Raw genomic sequence first — 22,758 nt, forward strand, 5'->3', positions numbered from 1 at the left:
TCAGGGTTATGCCCGGATTGTCCGGCTTCGTGTCCTACCTGAGTACCACTCGGAACTAGACCTGTGGCCGATGTGCTGGTCATTGCCGGTAGGGCAAAGTTCTCCTCATGATTGAACTGAGGGGATTGACCAAGGTTTACGGACCGACGAAAGCGGTGGACGATTTGTCGTTCACGGTCAAGCCGGGCATCGTGACGGGCTTCCTGGGCCCGAACGGTGCCGGTAAGTCGACGACGATGCGGATGATCCTGGGTTTGGATCAGCCGACGTCGGGTGCGGCGTTGATCGAGGGCAAGCCGTACCGCGAGCTCAAGACGCCATTGCGGACTGTCGGTGCGTTGTTGGATGCGAAGTGGGTGCACCCCAATCGCAGTGCGCGTGCGCATCTGCAGTGGATGGCTGCTTCGAACGGGATCCCGAAGTCCCGCGTGGACGAGGTGCTCGGGTTGGTCGGATTGTCCGAGGTGGCGGGCAAGAAGGCCGGCGGGTTCTCGCTCGGTATGTCGCAGCGTCTGGGGTTGGCGGGTGCGTTGTTGGGGGATCCGAAGGTGTTGTTGTTCGACGAGCCGGTCAACGGTCTCGATCCGGAGGGCATCGTCTGGATTCGTAAGTTCATGCAGCGGTTGGCGGCCGAGGGCCGCACGGTGTTGGTGTCGAGTCACCTCCTGTCGGAGATGGCGCTCACGGCGGAGCAGTTGGTGGTGATCGGTCGGGGTCGGTTGATTTCGGATTCGACGGTCGCGGAGTTCGTGGATCGTTCGTCGGAGTCGACGGTGCGGGTGCGCAGCCCTCAGCTCGATGCGTTGCGCAGTGTGTTGCTCTCGCAGGGGCTGACGGTGCGTGAAGACGGTTCCGGTGTTGCCCCGGCATTGGTGGTGGTGGATTCGACCACCGATGTGATCGGTGGTTTGGCTGGTTCGCAGGGGATCGTGTTGTACGAGTTGGCTTCTCAGCAGGGGTCGCTCGAGGATGCGTTCATGAAGTTGACCGGGGACGATGTCCAGTACCACGCATCCGGTATCGATCCGGGTGTCGGTGCACACCACGCAAATACACAGCAGGCAAACACGCAGCAGGCTATGGGAGGTGCACTGTAATGGCTGTTCTCAGTGCTGAACGTATCAAGATCACCACGACCAAGTCGCCGCTGTGGTGCTCGGTCATCATCGTCGTGCTCGCGCTCGGCTTCGCGGCCATCATGGGCGCGGTTGCCAAGTCGGCTCTGACGTCCTCCGACGTCCAGGGAGCACCGGACCTCGACACCGCCGTTGCCACGGCCGGCATCTCGGGTTTCGGAATCATGGTTCTCATGATCATGGCGGCCCTCGCGGTCACCAGTGAGTACCGCTTCGGGACCATCCGCACCACCTTCCAGGCCGTTCCGAACCGTGCCTCGGTTCTGATCGCCAAAGCCGGCCTCATCGGTGCCTTCGGGGCGGTGCTGACGTTTGTCCTCGCTTTCGGGTCCTACGCGGTGGCCAAGGCCATGGCCGGTTCCGAGGCCAGCACGGGTCTGACCCTGTCGACCGGCGATGACTGGCGTGCGATCTACGGCATTCCGGTTTACGCCTTCCTGTGTGTGATCCTCGCCGTCGGCGTCGGATCGATCATCCGTCAGTCGGCCGGCGCTATTGCGTTGCTCCTGCTCTGGCCGCTGCTCATCGAGAGCCTGTTCGGACTGTTCGGCAGTGTCGGCGAGAAGATCACTCCGTTCCTGCCGTTCGCGAATGCAAACCACTTCCTCAGCCCTGGCGGCGGAAGCCTTGATTTCCACTGGGGACCCTGGGGCAGCCTGATCTACTTCGCGGCCTTCGTTCTGGTGATTTTCGGAGCAAGTATCGTCATCGTGAATCGTCGCGACGCCTGATCTTGTCGCTCCCTCGGTAGGTGTTGTCGGGAGACCTACCGAGAACCAGGAGTGACAGCAGAGTAGGGACCCAGTACGAAAAACCATTCGTACTGGGTCCCTTTCCTGTGCTTCGGCCGATATCCTCCGAAGATGAGACTCTTCGGTGTGGTTGTGGTCGCAATGGCTGGAGCACTCGTGGTGAGTGGATGCTCGTCGGGAAGTGAAGCGGCCGTCCCGACAGACCCGGTTGCATTCTCCGAGACCGTCACGGTCGACGCCGTGACCGGGCATCTGGAGCAACTCGAGAAGATCGCCGCCAACAACGAGGGCAATCGATCGGCCGGTACCCCCGGCTATGACGCCAGTGTCGACTACGTGGCAAACCTGCTCGAAGACAAGGGTTTCGAGGTCAGCACCCCGGAATTCGACTTCAGCTCCTTCGATCCCGGCACCGAATCCCTGAAAGCCGCTGACGGCTCCGATGTTCCGGTGCGGGCGCTGACATATTCCACCTCCACGGGACCGACCGGAATCACGGCGCGTCTGGTGGCGATTCCCGCCGACGAGACCCCCGGTTGCGAGGCCACCGACTACGACGGCCGCGACGTGAACGGTGCAATCGTGCTGGTCACCCGCGGAGTGTGCCCGTTCGGCGACAAGCAGAAGATCGCCGCTGACCGCGGCGCGGCAGCGTTGTTGGTTGCCAACAACGAGGACGCGATGCTGGGCGGGGCAACCTTGGGTGAACCCGAAGACGCCCGCATCCCGACCGGCGGGGTGAGCAAGGCGTCGGGCGAGGCTCTTGCCGCAGCGCCCGGAGACCTCACGCTGATTCTCGACACGTCGACGGAAACGACGAAGTCGCGCAACGTGATTGCACAGACCAAGACCGGCGCGACCGACAACGTGGTTGTCGTGGGCGCCCACCTCGACAGCGTGCCGGAAGGTCCCGGAATCAACGACAACGGAAGCGGTACCGCAGCCGTACTGGAAACCGCGCTGCAGATGGGAAGCTCACCGAGCATCGAAAATGCCGTGCGTTTCGCTTTCTGGGGAGCGGAAGAAGTGGGATTGGTCGGCTCCACCCGCTACGTCGAGGGTCTGAGCGATCAGGAACGGGCCGACATCGCCCTGTACCTGAATTTCGACATGCTCGGTTCGCCCAACGCCGGATACCTGGCTTACGACGGCGACAACTCGGACGCCGTGGGGGAGGGGCCCGGGCCCGAGGGGTCGGCGGGCATCGAGCGCACCTTCGTCGACTTCCTTGCCGATCGGGGGATTGCGGCGGACGGAACGGACTTCGACGGGCGTTCCGACTACGGCCCGTTCATCGAGATCGGAATCCCGGCGGGCGGAGTGTTCAGCGGCGCGGACGAGCGCAAGACGCCGGCACAGGCCGAGAAGTGGGGCGGAGAAGCGGAGGAGACCTTCGACCCGAACTACCACAGTGCCCAGGACAACCTCGCGAACATCGATCGCGAAGCGCTCGCTGCCAACGCTTCTGCAGTAGCCTTCGGAGTTGCGACGTATGCCCAGGATTTGAGCGGGCCGAACGGAGTTCCCGTCGGCGATGCCCGGACACAGGCCAGAACCGAATGATCGACTGACCGAATGATCGACTGACCGAATGATCGACTGCGCGAGCGACCAGGAGGCCACTGTGCGAGAACCGCGGCAGCACACTGTCTGTAACTCTGAGTTACGCTTGAGTTATGGCTGATCTGTCCCCGGAGAACACCGACACGACAGGTGCTTCTTCCTCCTCGGTTCGAGGCGTCGTCGACGTCGTCTTGAATTCTGCGGCAGAACTGAACCGTCGACAGCAGCTCATCGATGCGCTACGGCGGCTCAGGCGGGCATTACCCGGCGATCCCGGGTTCGGGGACCCGCTCTCGCTCGCCGGCCCCGGCGGTGCCCGCGCCGTGGCCCGCGTCGCTGACAGATTGCTCGATCAGAAACCGGCAGCCACTCGCGAAGTGAGCCTCGGAGCACTGCAGGTCTGGCAGGCAGCGCTGGAAAAGATGGGCCGCGGCCGCGGGGATCAAGAACTGACCATCGTCTTCACCGATCTGGTGGGCTTCTCCACCTGGTCGCTCGCAGCCGGTGACGGCGCGACGCTGACCCTTCTGCGTGCGGTGGCGCAGGCCGTGGAAACTCCGATCACCGACAACGGCGGACACGTCGTCAAACGGATGGGCGACGGTCTGATGGCAGTGTTCATTCGCCCGGATGCGGCTTTGAAGGCGGTGTTCACCGCGCAGGACGCGCTCGCGGAAGTCGATCTCGACGGATACACCCCGCGCATGCGCGTCGGCCTACACACGGGTACCCCGCGTCAGATCGGTGACGACTGGCTCGGCGTCGACGTGACCATCGCCGCCCGGATGATGGGCTTGGGCGGCGACGGAAACGTCATGATGTCGGCGACCACTCTCGAGGAACTCGAAGCCGGCACCCTGGAGGATCTCGATCTCACGATCCGGCCATGGCGACGAGGGTTTTTCGCCACGACGCCCAACGGGGTTCCCGTCGACCTGGGAATCTGGCGCGTACGCCGGAACTAGCGCCCTGGACCTCGAGCGCTAGACCTGGAGCCGCCAGAGCGGGGACACCGGACCGTGTCCCGCGCCGAGGTCGTACGACGCCTCGAGGCACTTGGTCACCCACTCCTTGCCGAACGCCACCGCGTCCGGAACGGAATAGCCGTGTGCGAGAGCGCAAGTGATCGCAGCAGCCAGCGTGTCTCCGCCGCCGTGATCGTTGCCGGTGTCGATCCGGGCACTGCTGAATTCGAGGAAACGGTCGCCGTCGAACAACAGGTCGGTGGACAACTCCGAAGTACGAAGGTGGCCACCCTTGACGATGGACCATTGAGCGCCGAGCGCATGCAGCGCTTCTGCCGCTTGGCGGGCGCTCTTGTCGTCGACGACCTCGATACCGGTGATCAACCGAACCTCGTCGAGGTTCGGAGTGACCACCGTGGCTGCCGGAATCAAGGTGTTGCGGACCGCGTCGAGAGCTTCTTCGTGCAACAGCGGATCGCCGTGCATCGACGCGCACACCGGGTCGACCACGAGCGGAATCGGACGGTCGCGGCCGATCCCAACCTCGGCGGCAACCGCGGCCACCGCTTCGATGATCGTCGTCGACGCGAGCATTCCCGTCTTCGCCGCACCGACGCCGATGTCCGAGACCACGACGCGCACCTGGTCGGCGACGATCTCCGGCGGAATCTCGTGGAATCCGCTGACTCCCACCGAATTCTGGACCGTCACTGCGGCGACGGCCACGCAGGCGTGCACTCCGCACATCGCCATCGTGCGGGAATCGGCTTGAATGCCGGCTCCGCCACCGGAGTCGGTTCCGGCGATGGTCAATGCCCGAATCGGGGTCTGTCCGGCGGGGGTCAGGGGCAGCAGCTTCACGACGACGAGCCTACCGATCGGACCTGGGGAAACGGCAGCTCGGTCCCACCTCTCGCGGGAACGACGGCGCGAACTGCGATTGCGATCCGGTCGTTCCCGGTGCAAAAATTGGTCGAACCCGGGACAGCGTCGTCGGTAGCTGATTCTATGAGTGGCATGGATCACAGTTATGGAGAGCGTGCGAACGCAGCTGTCGCCGATCGCGCAGGTGCACATCGTGCCGTGGAGGTCGCCGCAATGAACGACATCGAAAATTCGAAAACCGGAACCTCACCGGAAGTCACGCTCGTGGACAATCCGTCGCACGAACGATTCGAACTGCTCTCCGACGACGAGTTGGTCGGCATCCTCGGATACCGCGACGAAGACGAGATTTCGGGGAGCGGAGCCGAAGCGGGCGACGTGGTTGCGTACATGCATACCGTTGTCAAAGAGGAGTACGGCGGGCAGGGACTGGCAGCCGTACTCGTGCAGTTCGCAATGGACTGCGCCCGTGAACGTGAATGGTCGGTACGGCCCGTGTGTACCTATGTTCAGCGGTACCTCGGCGAGCATCCCGAGTATCTGGAACTGCTCGTCGAGGACTAGAAGCCCGAGGGTGCAAACAGACGATCAGGCTCCGAGATTCACGATCACCCGAGATTCACGATCACCGGAGCGTGATCGCTGGCGCCCTTGCCTTTTCGCTCGTTTCGATCGATCTCGGCCGCCTCGACGCGTGCTGCGAATGCCGGTGAGCCGAGGATGAAGTCGATTCGCATACCCTGCTTCTTCGGGAAGCGAAGCTGCGTGTAATCCCAGTACGTGTACACGCCGGGACCGGGTGTGTACGGGCGAACTACGTCCGCGAACCCGGACTCGGTGAAGGCGGTGAACGCAGCTCGTTCCGGCTGCGACGTGTGGGTCTTGCCCTCGAAGAAAGCGGGATCCCACACGTCGTCGTCCGTGGGAGCGACGTTCCAGTCGCCGACCAGGGCGATCTGCGCGTCGGGATCCTGCTTGAGCCAGCCCTCCGCGTCGTCGCGCAGCTTGGCCAGCCAATCCAGCTTGTAGGCGTAATGCGGGTCTTCCAGCTCACGGCCGTTGGGGACGTACAGGCTCCACACCCGCACACCGCCGCAGGTGGCACCGATCGCACGTGCCTCGCGGACCGGGTCTGCCTCGGGATCCTTGTCGAATCCGGGCTGATCCTCGAATCCGATCTGCACGTCGTCCAAGCCGACGCGGGAAGCGATGGCGACACCGTTCCACTGGCTCAACCCGACGTGGGCGACCTCGTAGCCGATTTCCTTGAAGCGTTCGTACGGAAACTGCTCGTCCTTGCACTTGGTTTCCTGCATTGCCAGGACGTCGACGTCGGATCGACCGAGCCAGTCGATGATCCTGTCGGTACGGGCACGGACGGAGTTGACGTTCCAGGTAGCGATGCGCACGAGGGCAAGCCTAGCGTCAGCCGCCGACAGGATCGGTGGCGTATCGGTAGCGGTGGTGTTCGACGAATCCGAGCTGCTCGTAGAGCGCGATCGCCGCGAAGTTGTCCGCCGAAACCTGGAGGTACGCGTGCGTCGCACCGTTCTCACGACCCCAGGAGAGTAGATCTCCGCAGATCAGCGACCCGATTCCGTGACGACGGTGTTCAGGGGCGACGTGAATGCCGGTCAGTCCTACCCAGCGTTTGTGGTCGGGTGCCTCGGTGAGCGCAGCGCGCCCGATGGCAAGCGTCGTGTCGGTGTTTCCGATCGCGCCGAAAGTTGCAGTGCCCACGACAGCCGTGAGGACCGCCTCGACGTACGCCGGATCGCCGTGGGTGTCGTACATCGACAGCCAGTTGTGGTCGGGGCGGTCGGCGAACGAGGTGACCGGAGGACCGAGCGGCAGCGTGACATTGCCCAGATCGGCGGCCATCACGATGGTTTCCTTCTCGCTGCTCCACCCGTCCGGAGCGGTGCCGAGTCGATCGGGGAGGAGCAGCAGGGTCGGCAGTCCGCGGTCACCGAACCACTGGCGTATCCGCTCGATGGTGCTCGCGTCGAAGCCGGCAACCGCCCCCGCACCACCGAGCGGCAAAGCCGAATTGGCGCGACCGGTGACACCGTGACCGGCGCGCAGCAACCAACCGTCGATCCACGCCCGCTCGACCCCCGGCCACGCCGCCGCAGCAGCCGTTTCGAGGTTTCGAATCTCGCCGATGCGAATCGGGCGGGCCGAGAGACTCTTGAGCGCGATCACCTGATCGGCGGAGACCTGGACCAGCCGACCGTCGCCGGCGCGAACGGCGATGGGATCGGCGCCCTCGAGGATGCCGATGACGTCGGTCATGGGATGCGAATAGCCGGGTGGGAGCTTGTATCGCAAAACCACCCGGCTACCGATCGAAATGTTGCCGTTCAGAGCAGAATTCTCAGTCTTCGTAATCGTCGTCGTCGTGACCGAACGGATCGTCGACGGTCCCCGGCGTCCAGGTCAGACCGGGCTTGCCCCAACCGGAACGCTTGATGATCTTCTTGGCAGCGCGCGCGTTGCGGCCGATCAGTACGTCCGTGTAGAGGAAACCGTCGAGATGCCCGGTCTCGTGCTGGAGCATCCGTGCGAAGAATCCGGTGCCCTCGACCTCGATCGGGTTGCCGTCGGCGTCGGTGCCGGTGACCTTCGCCCAATCGGCGCGACCCGTCGGGAACTGCTCGCCGGGAACGGACAGGCAACCCTCGAAGTCTTCGTCCGGGTCGGGCATCGTCTGGGGGATTTCGGACGTCTCGAGTACCGGGTTCACGACGACGCCGCGTCGACGCTCGCTGCTGCGGTCGTCACCGGGGCAGTCGTAGACGAAGACTCGCAGTGGAACACCGACCTGATTGGCCGCCAGACCGACGCCGTTGGCAGCGTCCATCGTCTCGTACATGTCTGCGATCAGTTCGGCGATCTCGGCCGGGGACTGAGTGACCGGCTCTGTCGCCTTGTGCAGTACCGGGTCGCCGACGATTCGGATGGGGAGGATAGCCATGCGGACAAGGATAGTGCGGCGCGCCCGCGTAGTTATCACGGCCCGCACACTCGATCATGGTTCAATGGTTGCTGAAGAACAGCGATGTAATTCGTTGCTCGGTCGGAACGTGGGCCGCGGGGGAAATTGTGAGTTACCTTCGGGCCAGGGGACCGGGAAACTCACGGCCGCGAGAATTCGGTCGGAAAAAGAACACCGGGCATACGAGTCTCGCTGACGCCGAGCACAGCAGTCGAGGAGTGACATGGACGGCGCAACCGCGCGTAGTCGGAACCAGTCCGAAGGCACTGGCGCCGACGATTCGGTAGTAGATACAGCAGGCATGCACGAGGTCGGCGAAGACGGCCTCACCCGCCGGGAGCACGACATCCTCTCTTTCGAGCGTCAGTGGTGGAAGTACGCCGGTGCGAAGGAAGAAGCCATCAAGGAGTTGTTCGACATGTCGGCAACCCGCTACTACCAGGTTCTCAACGCCTTGGTCGATCGCCCCGAATCCTTGGCGGCTGATCCCATGCTGGTCAAGCGCCTGCGTCGTCTGCGTGCCAGCCGTCAGAAGGCCAGGGCCGCGCGTCGCCTCGGCTTCGAGGTCACCTGAATCACGCGTACATATGATCGGGCTGTCCACGCACTGGCGATAAGGTCGACATCGTGAGTACCCCGAAAGAGCAGCCGTCCGGACCTCCGCTTCGCGCAATCGCCATGGTGTTGATCGCGTTGGCGATCGTGTTCATCGGTCTCGGAGCAGCCTCACTGGGTGGATCGAGCGACGGTGGATCGGGCGACGAGAACACCGCAGCAGAGCAGACCGAATCCTCGGCGTCTGCCACGACGAGCGCCCCCGCGCCGGCCACCACCAAGCCGGCAGCGACGACACAACCCGCTTCGGGCGATACCACCACCACGTCGCGACCCTCGGGAACTGCGACGACCACGACTTCCAGCTCCGCGAGCGGCACCGACACGTCGAATGTCAGCGTTCGAGTTCTCAACAACAGCACCGTCTCCGGTCTGGCAGCAGGCACCGCCGAGGAATTGACGGCAGCAGGTTGGAACGTCGAGGAGACGGGTAACTACAGCGAGGGCACCGTCAGTACGACGACGGTGTATTACGGATCGTCCGCGGCGGAGAAGGCAGCGGCGCAGAAGATCGCGGCTGAACTCGGAGTCTCCGCAGAGCCTCGATTCGCCGGCATCGCGAACGCGTCACCTGGCGTGATCGTGATCGTGACCTCCAACTGACCGGTCGTGAAGGTGGAACTGACCCGTCGGTTCCAGCTACTACACGCGCCGTTATGATCAGAAGCACTTTCTCGCCACCTCAAAGGAGCGGTTCGATGGCCCCCAGCAGCACCCGGCGTATGTCCTGGCGCGTCGTTGCCCCTGTAGTCGCGATTGCCGCTTTCGGCTTGACCGCTTGCAGTAACAGCGAAGAGCCCAGCAGCGTCCCCGGCACGACTCCTCCGGTGTGGACCGGTGCAGCCGATCCCAGCGCGCACGAAAGCGCGGGCGGCCACGGTTCCGAGACGGCTCACGCCGGCGCTTCTGCCGAAACGGTCACCGCAACGCTGAACGGCACCGACGGCGCCAAGGTCGGAACGGTCACGTTCGCGCAGGAAGGTAGCGACGTCAAGGTCACCCTCGACGCCAAGGGCCTCACCCCCGGCTTCCACGGATTCCACGTCCACCAGGTCGCCAAGTGCGAGACCAATTCCGTTGCCCCCAGCGGCGGAGAGCCGGGTAACTTCCTCTCGGCAGGCGGACACTTCCAGGCCGAGGGTCACACGGGCCACCCGGCGAGCGGCGACCTCACTTCGGTTCAGGTCCTCGAAGACGGCACCGCCACACTGGTCACCACGACCGATGCATTCACCGTCGACGAACTGGTCGCAAACGGTGGAACATCCGTCATGATCCACGCCGGAGCGGACAACTTCGGCAACATCCCGACGCGTTACGCGCCGGCACCGGATCAGCAGACCCTCGACACCGGTGACGCCGGCGGACGCGTTGCTTGCGGTGTCATCACCAAGAGCTGACAAACTCACCTGAGTTTTGCATCACTTCCGGCGACTACCACGCAGTAGCCAGCACGGTGTTTTTACCGACACTGTGATTGGATTCTCTGCGTGGTAGTTCCATTTCCAGGTTCGCCGCGCCCGACGCTGGGCGTGGAGTGGGAGATCGCGCTGGTCGATCGCAAGACCAGAGATCTCTCCAACACAGCAGCCGAGGTGTTTTCGGCGGTCGAAGAGCTTGCCGGCTCCGAAACCCCGCACATCACCAAGGAACTACTGCGAAATACCGTCGAACTCGTCACGGGTATTCATTCGACGGTCGGCGAGGCGATGAGTGATCTCGACAGGTCACTGGATCTGCTTCGCCGCGCTGCGAATCCGCTCGGCGTCGACCTCATCAGCGCGGGCACGCACCCGTTCGCGCAATGGTCGACGCAGCTGGTCACCCGGACACCCGACTACGACGAACTCATCGAACGCACGCAGTGGTGGGGTCGGCAGATGCTGATCTGGGGCGTGCACGTTCATGTGGGTGTCTCGTCCGCGGATCGCGTTTTCCCCATCATCAACGCACTGCTGCAGCGCTATCCGCACCTGTTGGCGCTGTCGGCGTCCTCGCCGATGTGGGCCGGTGTGGACACCGGCTATGCTTCCAATCGCGCGTTGATGTTCCAGCAGCTCCCCACCGCGGGCCTTCCGTACCAGTTCGAGAACTGGGCCGAATACGAGTCGTTCATCGACGACCAGATGAAGACCGGTGTGATCACCAAGATCGGTGGCATGCACTGGGACATCCGTCCCGCGCCGAAGTGGGGAACCATCGAGGTCCGGGTGTTCGACGGCGTCTCGACACGCGCTGAACTGGGTGCTCTCGTTGCTCTGGTCCACTGCCTCATCGTCGATCTGGACCGCAGACTGAGTGCCGGTGAGACTCTGCCGAACATGCAGCCGTGGCACGTCAAGGAAAACAAGTGGCGCGCAGCGAGATACGGACTGGACGCCGAGATCATCCTCGACTCCGACGCAAACGAGTGCCTCGTCACTGACGATCTGGATCGCCTGCTCGACGACTTGGCGCCGATTGCGGTCTCACTCGGCTGCGCGGACGAGTTGGCGTCGGTGGCGGACATTCCCCGTCGCGGCGCGTCCTACCAGCGGCAACGTCGTGTCGCGGAAGCGACGGGCGGCGATCTGGTTGCGGTCGTCGACGCCTTGGTCGCAGAGTTGGGCACCTAGCAGGTTCACAGTGCGAAGGACTGTTTCGCGGACTGGAAATCCGGGCATACCAACCGTTTGTCCAGTGGGTGTCCATATTCAGTTCACACGCCGTTTACTATTGTCCGGTGTTGATAGACAGTTGGTCCCAACGAGGGGGCGCACCCGGACAGTCGGACCGTTCGTGGTCGAGTTCTCACCGACTCCTTCTGATCGGCACAGCAGCATTGACCGTGCTGGTCCTGGGCGTGCAGGCGTTCGCGTCGTACAAGGGCTATCTCGGTCCGGTGGAAAGCCTGTTCGGTGACTACTTCCTCGTTCCCCGCTCCGCGACCATGCCTTGGGTGGGCCTCGCTCTCGCGCTCGTCGGACTGAACAACAAAGAACGCATCTACGCGGTATCCGCGGCCGTCGTGATCGACGTGGTCGTCGGCGCGATCCGCTGGTTCTCGGGTGGACCGCTGACGATGGGCACCGGCGGCACCTGGGTGCTGACGGCCATCGCGGTGTACGCGGTGTGGAAGTTGTCCGGTGAGCGTCGACTCAGCGTTCTGCACGGCGTCGCTCTCGGCGCGTTGCTCATCATCGCGGCCAAGGTTGCCGAGACGTGGCTGGAGATCACCATTCTCGTCGGCACCGACGTGTGGGACGAGTACGTGTTCCTCGCCGACCAGGCTCTCGGGAATCCGTCGTGGGTGATGGGCCAGATCGTCGACGCCATGGGCCCCGTCGGTGCAGCAGCCCTCGACTGGATCTACGTCGAACTGCCGGTCGCAGTGATCGTGGTTGCTCTCTATCAAGTACGTAAGGGATGGCCGTCGCATCACCTGCTGCGCACGTTCCTGCTCATCGGGCTGATCGGCCCGATCTTCTACGTCCTGTTCCCGGTGGTCGGCCCGGTGTTCGCCTTCGGTCCGCGTGGGTTCGGATTCCAGATCGGTGACTACTGGCCGAACATCGTGCCCAACTTCGACTTCGCATCACCGTCGTCGCTGCCGTTCGACGACGCCGCACCGCGAAACTGCATGCCGAGCCTGCACACCGCGTGGGCAGTCGCGCTGTTCATCCACTCGCGCAGCGGACCGTGGTGGATTCGCAGCCTGGGATCGTTCTGGCTCGTTGCGACCCTGACCGCGACGCTCGGCTTCGGATTCCACTACGGCGTCGACCTCATTGCCGGTGCCGTCCTGTGCTTGACCCTCGATGCGGCGCTACGGGATCCGGAGCGCGGCTGGGGGTGGTTCCGAGTGCGTCTGTTGATCGGTGGCTCGGCACTCCTGGCGGGATTGTTGCTCTCGTACCGGTTCGCTGCGGTGCAGATGGCCGAGTACCCGGCGATCTTCGGGCCGCTGCTGATGGCTGTCCTGGTTCTCATGTCGGTGGCGTACTTCGCCACCTTCTTCGCCCGCCCCGGCACTGCTCTTGCGGTGTGGGGCGAGCGCGACGGCGAGTGGGATGCCGCTACAGCAGAGAGTCCGGGTCTTCCAGCTCGTTGATCTTCATGAGGTCGTCCTCTTCGCGCTGTTCGCGGTAGGCGACTCGGCCGACGCTGTGCGCGATCACGGGCGCCGTCAGCAGCGTGAAGATGCCCACCAGGACCAACATCCAGATGTCGACGCTCCCACGAAGCAGGAACACGGCGCCCATCAGGACCAAGATCAGTCCGACCACCTGAGGTTTCGTGGCCGCGTGCATACGACGCAGAGTGTCGGGGAAGCGAACGATTCCCACCGCGGCGGTCAGCGCGAGCAGCGCGCCGAGGAAGATGGAGATGGCCCCGATCGTGTCGAGGATGTTGCCGATCACTGGTCACTCACCCGGAAGCGCGCGACGGACACGGAACCGATGAAGCCGACCAGCGCCAGCGCGACGATCGCGGGAACGATGGTCGTGTCTTTGCTGTACGCGGCCCAGACCGCGAGTCCACACATCGAGACCGCGATGATCGTGTCCAGGGCGACGAGGCGGTCGAGTGAGCTCGGACCGTCGAGCAATCGGAACGTGGTCAGTACGGCGGCGATCAGCAGAATCACTCCGGAAATGATCAAGATCGTGGTGATGAACCCGTTCATGGTTGGTCCTCCTGCCGGGGTGCATCGAATTCGTAGTCGCGCTGGTGCCATGGGCTGGGTTGCCAGTCCGAATCACGTTCGAACGACGCGATGAACAACCGCTCGAGGTCCTCCACCGAGCGGTAGAACGCGCTGACGGCTTTCTGCGAGCCGACGTCGAGCACGTGGACGTAGACGATGCGTCGGTTCTGGTCGATCTCGAGAACCATCGTGCCGGGGATCAGGTTGAGAACGTCGATGCACAGCGTGAGAACCAGGTCGGACTTGATCCCGAGTTGGTACCGCAGAACTCCGGTGACCGGCGGCGGCGACGGACGGATCGCCAGCCACGCGACCTGGATACTCGACTGGATCGCGTAGTACACGATCATCCACAACAGACGCAGAATCGACAGCAGATGTACCCGACCCTCGACCGGTACGCGGGGGAGGGGAAGCAGGACCATGATGATCAGGCCGACGGCGAGTCCGCCGAAGATGTTGCCGAAACTGATGTTGCCCCACAACAGGATCCATACGACCATCAGCCACAGCAGGATCCCGACGCGGAGTACCTGTTCGCGTTTCATCGCGGAGCCTCCTCGGTATTCGGGACGTCGGTGTTCGGGGCCTCGGTATTCGGAACGGCTGCGGGGTCGTCTGCAGCGACGGGAGCTTCGTCGACCGGCACGGGCCGGTGGTTGCCGAGAACCGCGTCGATGTAGATGGACCGGTCCTGCAGATCCTTCGCCGCTCTGTCGCTGATGTCGATGATCCGGCCCGCGAACACCGTCAGTGCCAGACCGACGATGACAAGTCCGACCGTCGGAATCAGCATGAAGAGCGGAATCTTGCCGACATCCTCGCGGTCGACGAACGCGATGTCCTCTTCGGACTCGTCGATCAACGCTGACGGGCTGACGTCGGCGAGGTCACCTTCGGGCGCGTCGGCCCGGGCTCGCCAGAAAGCCTTGGTCCACACGCGGGCGACGGCGTAGAGCGTCAGCAAGCTGGTGATCGTGCCGCCGGCAACGAGGATCCAAGCCAACGCGCTGGCGTCGGCCGCACCGGCCTGAAGGAGCGCGACCTTGCCGATGAAGCCCGAGAACGGCGGGATACCGCCGAGATTCAGCGCCGGGATCAGGAAGACGATCGCGAGGATCGGGCTGGCCGCCGCCAGACCGCCGAGACGGCGCAGCGACGACGACCCGGCTTGTCGTTCGATCAGACCCACGACGAGGAAGAGCGTCGTCTGCACGATGATGTGGTGGGCGACGTAGTAGATCGCGCCGGACAGCCCGGACGTCGTGGACAGTGCGATACCGAAGATCATGTAACCGATATGGCTGACCAGTGTGAACGAGAGAAGACGTTTGATGTCGCTCTGCGCGATGGCACCCATGATGCCGACCACCATCGTGAGCAGGCCGCACACCATCAGTACGTTGTCGAGTTCCCCTTGCGGGAACAGCAGTGAATGCGCGCGGATGATCGCGTACACACCGACCTTGGTGAGCAACCCGGCGAAGACGGCGGTGATCGGTGCGGGCGCGGTCGGATACGAGTCCGGTAGCCACGCAGACAGCGGGAAGACCGCGGCCTTGATGCCGAACGCCACGAGAAGGACAGCGAAGATGGCGGTTCGTGTGCCCGGCGGAATGTTGTCGAAGCGCAGGGCCATGTCGGCCATGTTGAGGGTGCCGGTCGCCGCGTAGGCGAAGGCGATGCCCGCCAGGAAGATCAGCGAGGACACCATCGAGACCATCACGTACGAGACACCGGCCCGGACGCGGTCGGCGCTGGCACCGAGCGTCAGGAGCACGAAACTCGCAGCGAGCAGAACCTCGAATCCGACGTACAGGTTGAAGAGGTCACCGGCGAGGAACGCGTTGGAGATACCGGCGGTCAATGCGAGATAGGTCGGCAGGAAGATCGAGACCGGCTGGGCCTCGCTGCCGTCGCGAATACCCTGACCGATCGCGTAGATCATGACGGCGAGCAACACCACCGACGAGACCACGAGCATCATCGCCGAGAGACGGTCGACCACGAGTGTGATGCCGATGGGGGAGTCCCAGCCGCCGACCTGAACGGCCGTCGTACCGTCGCGGTCGGCGAGGTAGAGCAGCAAGCCCGACACCGCGACGACGCCGACGAGCGCGATCAGTGTGATCACGCGCTGGAAACGAGGACGTCGGCCGACGACCAGCGTCGCAGCAGCGGCCAGCATCGGGATCAAGACGGGCAGGGGCGCAAGGGCTCCCATCAGGTTGTCCGAGATGGTCATGCGCCTCCACCTCCCTCGATCTTGGTCTGGCGAGCGTCTTTGCGCCGCTTCTCGGATTCCTTCTTACGAGCAAGGTCGGTGGCCCAGTCGGGTACCGGTTCGTCCTCGAAGTCGCCGTCGTGGAGGTCGTCGTAGCATTCGATGTCCTCGAGGTTGACCAGTTGTTCGAGGGGAATAGGGTTGCCGTCCTTGTCGAATGCGTCGCCGCCGATGCTCGGGGCACCGGTGACCGGGTCGTCGGAGCGGTCGTGGTCGGGAGCGTCGGCAGGCAGGCGACGCTTGAGAACCTTGGTGTCCTCGGGATCGTCCTCGACGGCGTCGGCGGTGTTGATCTTGTAAGACCGGTACGCCAGTGCCAGAACGAAGCCGGCGATACCCATCGTGATCACGATCGCCGTCAGGATCATGCCCTGGGCGAGCGGATCCGCTATTTCCTCGTGGACCGAATCTCGGCCGACGATGGGCGGATTCCCGTCCGATCCACCGACGGTCAGGATCAAGAGGTTGATGGCGTTGCCGAATAGAAGTAGACCGAGCAGCATCCGAGTGATGCTTCGTTCGATCAGCAGGTAGACACCGGCCGACGTGAGGACGCCGATCAGGATCAGCATTCCGATGTTTGCGCTCATGGTGCTTTCACCTCGATTTCTGCGTCGAGGCGGGCGCCGAGACTTCGGAGTACGTCCAGGACCAGGCCGACCACGATGAGGTAGACGCCCAGGTCGAAGAACAGTGCGGTGACCAGTTTGACGTGGCCGATGAGCGGGAGTGTGAACTCGAATACGGCGGACGAGAGCGCCGGGGCGCCGAGGAACAGCGACACCAGGGCGGTGCCCGCGGCCAGCGCCAAACCGAGGCCGAGAATCTTGCCCGCGTCGATGGGTACGGCTTCACCGAGTTCGTAGCGTCCGCCGGCGAGGTACCGAAGTACCAGCGCCAGGCCCGCCGTCAGGCCTCCGGCGAAACCGCCACCGGGGGCATTGTGACCGGAGAAGAAGAAGTAGATCGACAACACCATGATGGTCGGGAAGATCAACCTCGTGGTGACCTCGAGAACCAGCGAACGGTGTCGAGGATCGATGAGGTCTCCGCCGCGCAACCACGTCGTGTCCGAGTTGGCAGCTGCCTTGTCGACGATGACGGAGGGGGCGTCCGCGACGCGCGGCGCGATACCGAACCGGCGGTTGCGGAAGACGAGGCTGGCGACGCCAGTTGCCGCGACCAGCAGCACCGAGATCTCACCGAGGGTGTCCCATGCGCGGATGTCGACGAGTAGGACATTGACGACGTTCTTGCCGTTGCCCAGGTCGTAGGCAGCGTCGGGAAGCAGCTCGTAGATCGGACGAGTGTTTCGGGCATTGGTCGCGAAGGCCGCGATGGTGGTGACGGTGATACCGACGGCGACAGCGAGTGCGGCACGCGGCCACTTGAAGCCGATCGCCTTGCTCTCGTCGACTTCGGCGGGGAACTTCCGGAGCACGAGCACGAAGATCACCAGTGTCAGTGTCTCGACGAGGAACTGGGTCAGCGCGAGGTCGGGTGCGCCGTGCAGCGCGAACAACACGCCGCAGCCGTAGCCGGTGAGTCCGACGAGGATGACGCTGGCGAGTCGGTTGCGCATCAGCGTCGCGGCGATGGCGGCCGAGATCATCATCAGCGCGATAGTGAACTGGATGGGTGAATCCCACATCCGAAGGTCGACTCCGCCGCCATCGGTGTCGATGATCAGCAGGAACAGCGGCACAACGACCAGCGTCGCGAGAATCGTCGACTGTGTGCGGGGGAGCGAACCACGCTGAGTGGCACCGGTCAGGCGCATCGAGATGGTGTCCATGCCGCGCAGGGTCGCGTCGTAGATACGGTCGGCGTTGCCGAGCGGCGGGTGCTCGAAGTGCAGTCGGCTGATCTGACGCTGCGCGATGTAGAGCGCGATGCCGCCGGCGATGACGATGCAGGTGAGCAGCAGCGGAGTGTTGAATCCGTGCCACAGCGCGAGGTGGTAGTCGGCGTGAGGTCCGGGGGCCAGTGTGGTGGAGTACGGGGTCAGCAGCTTCTCGAGCTGGGGCGAGAGAATGCCGGCGGCCAGACCGAGAACAGCGAGCAGGCCGGGCGCGAACAGGAACAGCCAACCCGGCTTGTGCATCTTGCTCACGGCTGGGCTGGGCTTGCTCAGGGTCTTACGTCCGAAGGCGCCCCAGATGAAGCGGACGCTGTAGCCGACGGTGAGGATCGAGCCCAACACGATCACCGTGACGACGGCGATGGACGACCAGTGGCCGAGCGCGTTCGTTTCGAGCACCGATTCGAGTGCGGCTTCCTTGCCGACGAATCCGAGTAGCGGTGGCAGACCGGCCATGCTGGCGGCAGCGAGGCTCGCGATGATCGCGAGAGCGGGTGCCGCTTTACCCAGGTGAGCAAGTTTGCGCAGGTCACGGGTACCGGTCGTGTGATCGATGATGCCAACGACCATGAAGAGTGCGGCCTTGAACATCGCGTGCGCCACGACCATCGTCATGCCGGCCAGGGCGGCGTCACGCGTGCCGATGCCGACCAGGACCATCATGAAGCCGAGTTGGCTGACGGTTCCGAAGGCGAGGACGAGTTTGAGGTCGTACGCGCGCATGGCTCGCCAACCGGCGAGGATCATCGACAGCAGACCCAAACTGATGATGGTGATGCGCCACGGCGGCGAATCGGCGTACCCGGGAGCCAGGCGCGCGACGAGGTAGATACCGGCCTTGACCATTGCAGCAGCGTGAAGATAACCGCTGACAGGGGTTGGCGCGGCCATTGCACCGGGAAGCCAGAAGTGCAGGGGCACGATTGCCGATTTGGAGAGCGCACCGATCAGGATCAGGACGATCGCGACGGACGGGAGCCACCCCGTCGGCGGGTTCGCGACCAGTTCGGACAGGTTGTAGCTGCCGCCGACCTGGCCGAGGATGATCATGCCGACCAACATCGCCAGACCACCCGCGGTGGTGACCAGCAGTGCCTGGGTCGCGGCGCGGCGGCTGGTGGCGCGTTCGGCGTAGTGACCCACGAGCAGGAACGACAGGACCGTCGTCAGTTCCCAGAACACGTAGAGAAGCAGCATGTTGTCGCTGGTCACTAGCCCGAACATGGCACCCGCGAAGGCGACCATCTCGGCGGCGAAGATACCGAGTCGAGGTTCGTCGTCGGTGAAATAGCGGGCGCAGTAGACCAGGATGAGCGTGCCGACACCCAGGACGAGCACGGCCATGATGGCCGAAAGCGCGTCGAACCTGAAGTCGATGTCCATCGACAGCCCTGGAACCCAGGTGATGTGCAGCGTCTCGACGGTGCCCCATTTGTCGATGACCCAGCCGAGGCCGGCGAGGGGGACTATCGCGAGGGGGAAGAAGCCGTTTCGCCCTAACCTGCGCACCACAAGCGGAGCCAAGAGGGCGGCAACGGCATGGGCAAGCAAGATAGCGAGCAAAAGGCACTCCGTCGTGTTGTCAGCGGGCGGCGGGGTGTCCGAACAAAATCGAACCTATCGGATTAACGAGACAATTCACCTTGTCGGAGAGGTTGTCTTTGCGTACATATTACCGGGCGTGGCAGTTTCGATGTGCAGCGAGTCGATTCGGACATCATCGGCACTCGCTGATACACGTAGGTTGGACGACGTGAATTCGTCGACACCCACCACGATCATCCGTACCGCTGCCCTTGCACACATTCGTGACCGCAAGCTGATCCAGACCCGCTCCGTGGGCAAGACGGCGTTCTACATGGCCGGCGGAAAGATCGACCCGGGGGAGACGCCCGAGCAGGCACTGCACCGCGAAATTCGGGAGGAACTCGACGTCGATCTGGTCGACGGGACGGTCACGTTCCTCGACGTCTTCGAGGCTCACGCTTTCGGACATTCCGCGGACACGGGCCTGCACATGAGTTGTTATCTGGCGGAGATGGCCGGAGACCCGCACCCGACCAGCGAGATCGCCGAGTTCCGCTACTTCACGCTCGCCGAGTACGCAGCGATGGACGAGGTGGCGCCCGGATCACTCAAAGTGTTCCATCGCCTGGCGTCGATGGATCTGATCGACTGATCGGCGGAGGAACGGATCGATTGATCCGCCCCAATCGGAGACTCACGTAGGCGCAGACGGCCACGATGATCAGCGCCACGGCGTCGAGTATCAGAATGTCGGTCGAGATTTCGAACGGGCCGACCGTCGTGATGCCGTTGAAGGGCTTGTTCTCGTCGAGCGGCGTGTACGCCGTCCATCCGTAGTCGAACTGCGGATAGACGAGCAGGGCCAGCGCCGTCGGGCCGAAGATGACACCGAGTCCGACGAGGGCTCGTGACGCTCCGGTCCGCGGTGGCTCTCGGTACATCGCGCTGGCGATCGCGTACGTGACGACCGCAGCGGTGAAGGCGACAAGAAGATCGCTGATCGTGAGAACGTCACCGATCTTCGGCGACGGCGACGTGGCGTAGCTGACGATCCCGGCGACCGTGACCGTCAGGAGCAATCCGTAGCCGACGACTCGCGAGGGAGCGATCGCGCCGATCGCTGCCGCGGCGACGATGACGAGTCCGATCACGACGGCGGTGGAGGCGGGGGTTTTCGACCATTCCATGGCTTCGGTTGCGGGACGGTTCGCCGAGACCGCCGCCAGAGTTGCGACGGCAGCGGTACACATCAGCAGGATTCGACTGCCGTCGCCCAGCACCCGCGCGCAGATCACCGTGATCACCAGCGCGACGAGTAGTAGAGGCACCGCCGCCGTGACGGTGGTGATCTCGAACCACCAATTCGCAGCGACCCCGAAGAGAGTGAGCACCGCCGCGATAGTCACCGGTCGAACGGCCATCCGTTCCTTGGGGTGGTCCTTGTCGAAGTCGTGGAACCAGAACGCGGCGACGCAGGCGGCGGCCAAAGCGAGCGCGAGCAGTGTTGCCCCCAACACTGGTGGTTGAAACTGGTTGGTGTTGTCGGCGATGTAGTCCGCGTACCGCCGAGGAATAGCGTCTTCGTCGAGGAGTGAATCCGAGACATGCACGGCAACAATCGTTCCCGCGACGGAAGCGGCTCGGACCCGGGGAGCGGCAGCAACCGTGACCGCGCCGACAGCGACTCCCGCACCGACGGGTGAGAGTGCCTCGAAGTTGTGATCGTAGAGCCCGGGCAGTTCGAGTAGGAGTCCACCGAAGACCGTCATGGCCGCGGTCCGCAACCGGCAGCGGGCCATCATCGCGGCTGTCCCGACCGCGACGACAGCCAAGACGCCGGCGCCGATGGTCGAGATGGACCAGAACCTGTCGCCCGTCGAAATCGACGTCGACTGGCTGTTCACGAACGGTGCCAAGGCGACGACGGTGACGACGAATGCCGTCACACCACTCAGCGCGACGAGCAGCGTCCTGCGGGCGATGGGCACTGCTCCAAAATAGTCAATCCGGTACCAGTTGCACCGCAATAGCAGGTCTCAGTCCGGTGACGGTGTGTCAGTCGACTGGCCCCGGTTCGATCCGAGATTCCGTGGTGTCGACGGGTGGATGGGACCGTCGGAGGATCGCTGCACCGCAGAAGCCGATGATCAAGGCGAAGAGGATTGCAGCGCCGACGGTCTGAGGGGTGACGTAGTCGATGGTGATGCCTATTCCGCGTCCGAATAGTCCTCCGTTGGCGCTGACGTGCGCCGGGATGGGAAGTTCCATCAATCGCTGAATGTCTGCCGCTGTCAACTCTGGCGGCGCGGTGAGCTGATCGGTGAGAATGGCGATCGACGAGAAGGTCATTGCGGCAAAGGGAATGGCGAGTCCGAGTGTGGCGTCGACCAGGCTGCCGGGAGCCAGGGCACCGAACAGGAATCCGGCGGCGAGACCCAGCGAGGCGATCTTCAGTGCGATTGACCAGACACCGTGCGCGGAGTCGAAGGGCAGTAGTTCTGACAGCGGTACCGCAACGAGAACGGCGATGGGAACGAGGTTTGGCACCTGCTTGTGCAGTCGCAATCCGACGGCGACCGGCAGGGCTGCGAAAAGCACCAGTACCCAGGGGGACTTCAGGTCTCCCCAGTGGCCGGAACCCTTCGCGATGTCGACGAACAGCGGAGCCGACGCAGCGGCCAGAGCGGTTGCGGCCCAGAGGAACTTGCCACCAGCACCGGAGGTGTCGCCGAGACGGTAGGCGGCGATCCATGTCAACGCGAGCGCAGCGCCCGCTGCCAAGACCATGACGATCCAGGCAGTTGCCTCGGACGCGTACTGCTGGCGATCGATCACGGCGCCGAGCACTCGATGCCCGATCGCCAGCGCGGCGATCACCACGAGCGCTATGCGGATTTCGCCCGCGTCGGGCTTGCGGATCCGGAAGCCGGATTGCGCGGTCACTGCACAGGCGATTGCTGCTGCGGCCGTGGCGCCGATCAGCCACCACGACGGCTCACCTACCGAAGACGTACTCATCCGGCCCGTCCCGCCGGCGAACGTGCGAACCGCGAGGAAGGCGGCAAGCACGCCGAGGAGGGTGGCGTTCTTCGTGGCGGTGCGATCCCAACTGACGGCAACCACACAACCCAGAATCGCACCGGCTGCAACACTTTTGACGATGATCAAGGCGATCAGCAGGTCCAGTGACGCAACCTCGGGCACGACTGCCCGAATGATCGCGATGACGGCGACCCCGACGGTGATCGCGATCCAGGCTGCCCGACGGGAGCCGCGACGCTGTGAGAGTGCGCAGGCAAGCACGGCAACCACGGCGCCGAGCCCGACAGCGGTGGGTCCACTGCTGATCCAGCGATCTACTTCCGACGGAGAGGCCACGATGGCCCAGTCACGGAGAACCGGATTGGTCAGGGCCAGCGCCGCGAGTATCCCGGACAGGAGCGCAGCGACGGTGGTGAGGATCGCTCGAAGATCGAGTGGCATCG

At 63.9% G+C, this 22,758-nt stretch carries 23 protein-coding genes; 11 read left to right on the forward strand and 12 right to left on the reverse strand.

The features are described 5' to 3' along the window. Positions 1-107 precede the first annotated feature (107 nt). The 4 genes from AC1Q61_RS14160 to AC1Q61_RS14175 all read left to right on the forward strand — a co-directional run bounded on the left by AC1Q61_RS14160 (position 108) and on the right by AC1Q61_RS14175 (position 4,416). A complete protein-coding gene (locus AC1Q61_RS14160; protein ID WP_058038516.1) occupies positions 108-1,097 on the forward strand; it encodes an ABC transporter ATP-binding protein in 990 nt (329 codons plus the stop codon). Next, positions 1,097-1,867, forward strand: coding sequence for an ABC transporter permease (locus tag AC1Q61_RS14165; RefSeq protein WP_003945038.1), 771 nt, complete (start codon positions 1,097-1,099; stop codon positions 1,865-1,867). The genes AC1Q61_RS14160 and AC1Q61_RS14165 overlap by 1 nt, the downstream gene beginning before the upstream one ends. 132 nt (positions 1,868-1,999) lie before the next feature. Next, positions 2,000-3,451, forward strand: a complete 1,452-nt coding sequence (locus tag AC1Q61_RS14170) for a M20/M25/M40 family metallo-hydrolase (protein ID WP_192712084.1) — start codon at positions 2,000-2,002, stop codon at positions 3,449-3,451. 113 nt (positions 3,452-3,564) lie between these two features. Beyond that, on the forward strand, positions 3,565-4,416 hold the full coding sequence (locus tag AC1Q61_RS14175; RefSeq protein WP_047268851.1) for an adenylate/guanylate cyclase domain-containing protein: 852 nt from the start codon (positions 3,565-3,567) through the stop codon (positions 4,414-4,416). 18 nt (positions 4,417-4,434) lie between these two features. Here the strand turns inward: AC1Q61_RS14175 and thiD are convergent, their stop codons facing one another. Further along, positions 4,435-5,277 (reverse strand): bifunctional hydroxymethylpyrimidine kinase/phosphomethylpyrimidine kinase, encoded by an 843-nt coding sequence (gene thiD, locus AC1Q61_RS14180; protein WP_003945044.1) that lies wholly within the window; start codon positions 5,275-5,277, stop codon positions 4,435-4,437. Between the two features lie 237 nt (positions 5,278-5,514). Here thiD and AC1Q61_RS14185 point away from each other — a divergent pair, with 237 nt between their 5' ends. Further along, the gene (locus AC1Q61_RS14185; protein WP_003945052.1) at positions 5,515-5,865 is read left to right on the forward strand and encodes a GNAT family N-acetyltransferase; all 351 of its coding nucleotides are present in this window, start codon (positions 5,515-5,517) and stop codon (positions 5,863-5,865) included. Between the two features lie 44 nt (positions 5,866-5,909). Here the strand turns inward: AC1Q61_RS14185 and AC1Q61_RS14190 are convergent, their stop codons facing one another. From AC1Q61_RS14190 to AC1Q61_RS14200, 3 genes are read right to left on the reverse strand one after another with little or no spacing between them, the layout of a single operon-like run. Next, positions 5,910-6,710, reverse strand: a complete 801-nt coding sequence (locus AC1Q61_RS14190; RefSeq protein ID WP_042926198.1) for an exodeoxyribonuclease III — start codon at positions 6,708-6,710, stop codon at positions 5,910-5,912. A gap of 16 nt (positions 6,711-6,726) precedes the next feature. After that, entirely contained in the window at positions 6,727-7,668 is a 942-nt protein-coding gene (locus AC1Q61_RS14195) for an N-acetylglutamate synthase, CG3035 family (protein ID WP_462933123.1), read from the reverse strand. Between the two features lie 10 nt (positions 7,669-7,678). Next, positions 7,679-8,278, reverse strand: a complete 600-nt coding sequence (locus AC1Q61_RS14200; protein WP_003945053.1) for a peptide deformylase — start codon at positions 8,276-8,278, stop codon at positions 7,679-7,681. A 244-nt stretch (positions 8,279-8,522) separates the two neighbouring features. Between AC1Q61_RS14200 and napA the strand changes: the two genes are divergently transcribed. The 5 genes from napA (at position 8,523) to AC1Q61_RS14225 (ending at position 13,004) form a co-directional block, all read left to right on the forward strand. After that, positions 8,523-8,873, forward strand: a complete 351-nt coding sequence (napA, locus tag AC1Q61_RS14205) for a nucleoid-associated protein NapA (protein WP_007730120.1) — start codon at positions 8,523-8,525, stop codon at positions 8,871-8,873. Between the two features lie 53 nt (positions 8,874-8,926). Then, positions 8,927-9,517, forward strand: coding sequence for a LytR C-terminal domain-containing protein (locus AC1Q61_RS14210; protein WP_042926201.1), 591 nt, complete (start codon positions 8,927-8,929; stop codon positions 9,515-9,517). A 95-nt stretch (positions 9,518-9,612) separates the two neighbouring features. Continuing rightward, complete coding sequence (gene sodC, locus AC1Q61_RS14215) at positions 9,613-10,314, forward strand: superoxide dismutase[Cu-Zn] (RefSeq protein ID WP_007730117.1); 702 nt, start codon at positions 9,613-9,615, stop codon at positions 10,312-10,314. Between the two features lie 90 nt (positions 10,315-10,404). Continuing rightward, positions 10,405-11,529: a glutamate--cysteine ligase gene (locus AC1Q61_RS14220; protein ID WP_003945034.1), complete on the forward strand. Its 1,125-nt coding sequence runs from the start codon at positions 10,405-10,407 to the stop codon at positions 11,527-11,529. A 107-nt stretch (positions 11,530-11,636) separates the two neighbouring features. Continuing rightward, positions 11,637-13,004, forward strand: coding sequence for a phosphatase PAP2 family protein (locus AC1Q61_RS14225; RefSeq protein WP_042926204.1), 1,368 nt, complete (start codon positions 11,637-11,639; stop codon positions 13,002-13,004). Here the strand turns inward: AC1Q61_RS14225 and mnhG are convergent. The 6 genes from mnhG to AC1Q61_RS14255 are packed head-to-tail and all read right to left on the reverse strand — an operon-like array spanning position 12,970 to position 19,309. Beyond that, the gene (mnhG, locus tag AC1Q61_RS14230; RefSeq protein WP_003945045.1) at positions 12,970-13,314 is read right to left on the reverse strand and encodes a monovalent cation/H(+) antiporter subunit G; all 345 of its coding nucleotides are present in this window, start codon (positions 13,312-13,314) and stop codon (positions 12,970-12,972) included. The genes AC1Q61_RS14225 and mnhG overlap by 35 nt on opposite strands. Then, positions 13,311-13,580: a monovalent cation/H+ antiporter complex subunit F gene (locus AC1Q61_RS14235; protein WP_003945061.1), complete on the reverse strand. Its 270-nt coding sequence runs from the start codon at positions 13,578-13,580 to the stop codon at positions 13,311-13,313. Before AC1Q61_RS14235 ends, mnhG begins: the two co-directional genes overlap by 4 nt. Then, positions 13,577-14,149, reverse strand: coding sequence for a Na+/H+ antiporter subunit E (locus AC1Q61_RS14240; RefSeq protein WP_003945063.1), 573 nt, complete (start codon positions 14,147-14,149; stop codon positions 13,577-13,579). The genes AC1Q61_RS14235 and AC1Q61_RS14240 overlap by 4 nt, the downstream gene beginning before the upstream one ends. Further along, positions 14,146-15,846 (reverse strand): Na+/H+ antiporter subunit D, encoded by a 1,701-nt coding sequence (locus AC1Q61_RS14245; protein WP_003945059.1) that lies wholly within the window; start codon positions 15,844-15,846, stop codon positions 14,146-14,148. The genes AC1Q61_RS14240 and AC1Q61_RS14245 overlap by 4 nt, the downstream gene beginning before the upstream one ends. Next, positions 15,843-16,475, reverse strand: a complete 633-nt coding sequence (locus tag AC1Q61_RS14250) for a Na(+)/H(+) antiporter subunit C (RefSeq protein ID WP_003945054.1) — start codon at positions 16,473-16,475, stop codon at positions 15,843-15,845. Before AC1Q61_RS14250 ends, AC1Q61_RS14245 begins: the two co-directional genes overlap by 4 nt. Beyond that, positions 16,472-19,309 carry a Na+/H+ antiporter subunit A gene (locus AC1Q61_RS14255; protein ID WP_007730104.1) on the reverse strand — a complete coding sequence of 946 codons (2,838 nt, stop codon included), beginning with the start codon at positions 19,307-19,309 and terminating at the stop codon, positions 16,472-16,474. Before AC1Q61_RS14255 ends, AC1Q61_RS14250 begins: the two co-directional genes overlap by 4 nt. A 190-nt stretch (positions 19,310-19,499) precedes the next feature. Here AC1Q61_RS14255 and AC1Q61_RS14260 point away from each other — a divergent pair, with 190 nt between their 5' ends. Beyond that, positions 19,500-19,925, forward strand: a complete 426-nt coding sequence (locus AC1Q61_RS14260) for an NUDIX hydrolase (RefSeq protein WP_007730102.1) — start codon at positions 19,500-19,502, stop codon at positions 19,923-19,925. Here the strand turns inward: AC1Q61_RS14260 and AC1Q61_RS14265 are convergent. After that, complete coding sequence (locus AC1Q61_RS14265; protein ID WP_223304380.1) at positions 19,882-21,261, reverse strand: hypothetical protein; 1,380 nt, start codon at positions 21,259-21,261, stop codon at positions 19,882-19,884. The two genes, AC1Q61_RS14260 and AC1Q61_RS14265, sit on opposite strands and share 44 nt — an antisense overlap. 67 nt (positions 21,262-21,328) lie before the next feature. Continuing rightward, positions 21,329-22,756, reverse strand: a complete 1,428-nt coding sequence (locus AC1Q61_RS14270) for a hypothetical protein (protein WP_193595514.1) — start codon at positions 22,754-22,756, stop codon at positions 21,329-21,331. Positions 22,757-22,758: the final 2 nt, after the last annotated feature.

Source organism: Rhodococcus sp. MPR-R1B (assembly GCF_058793255.1).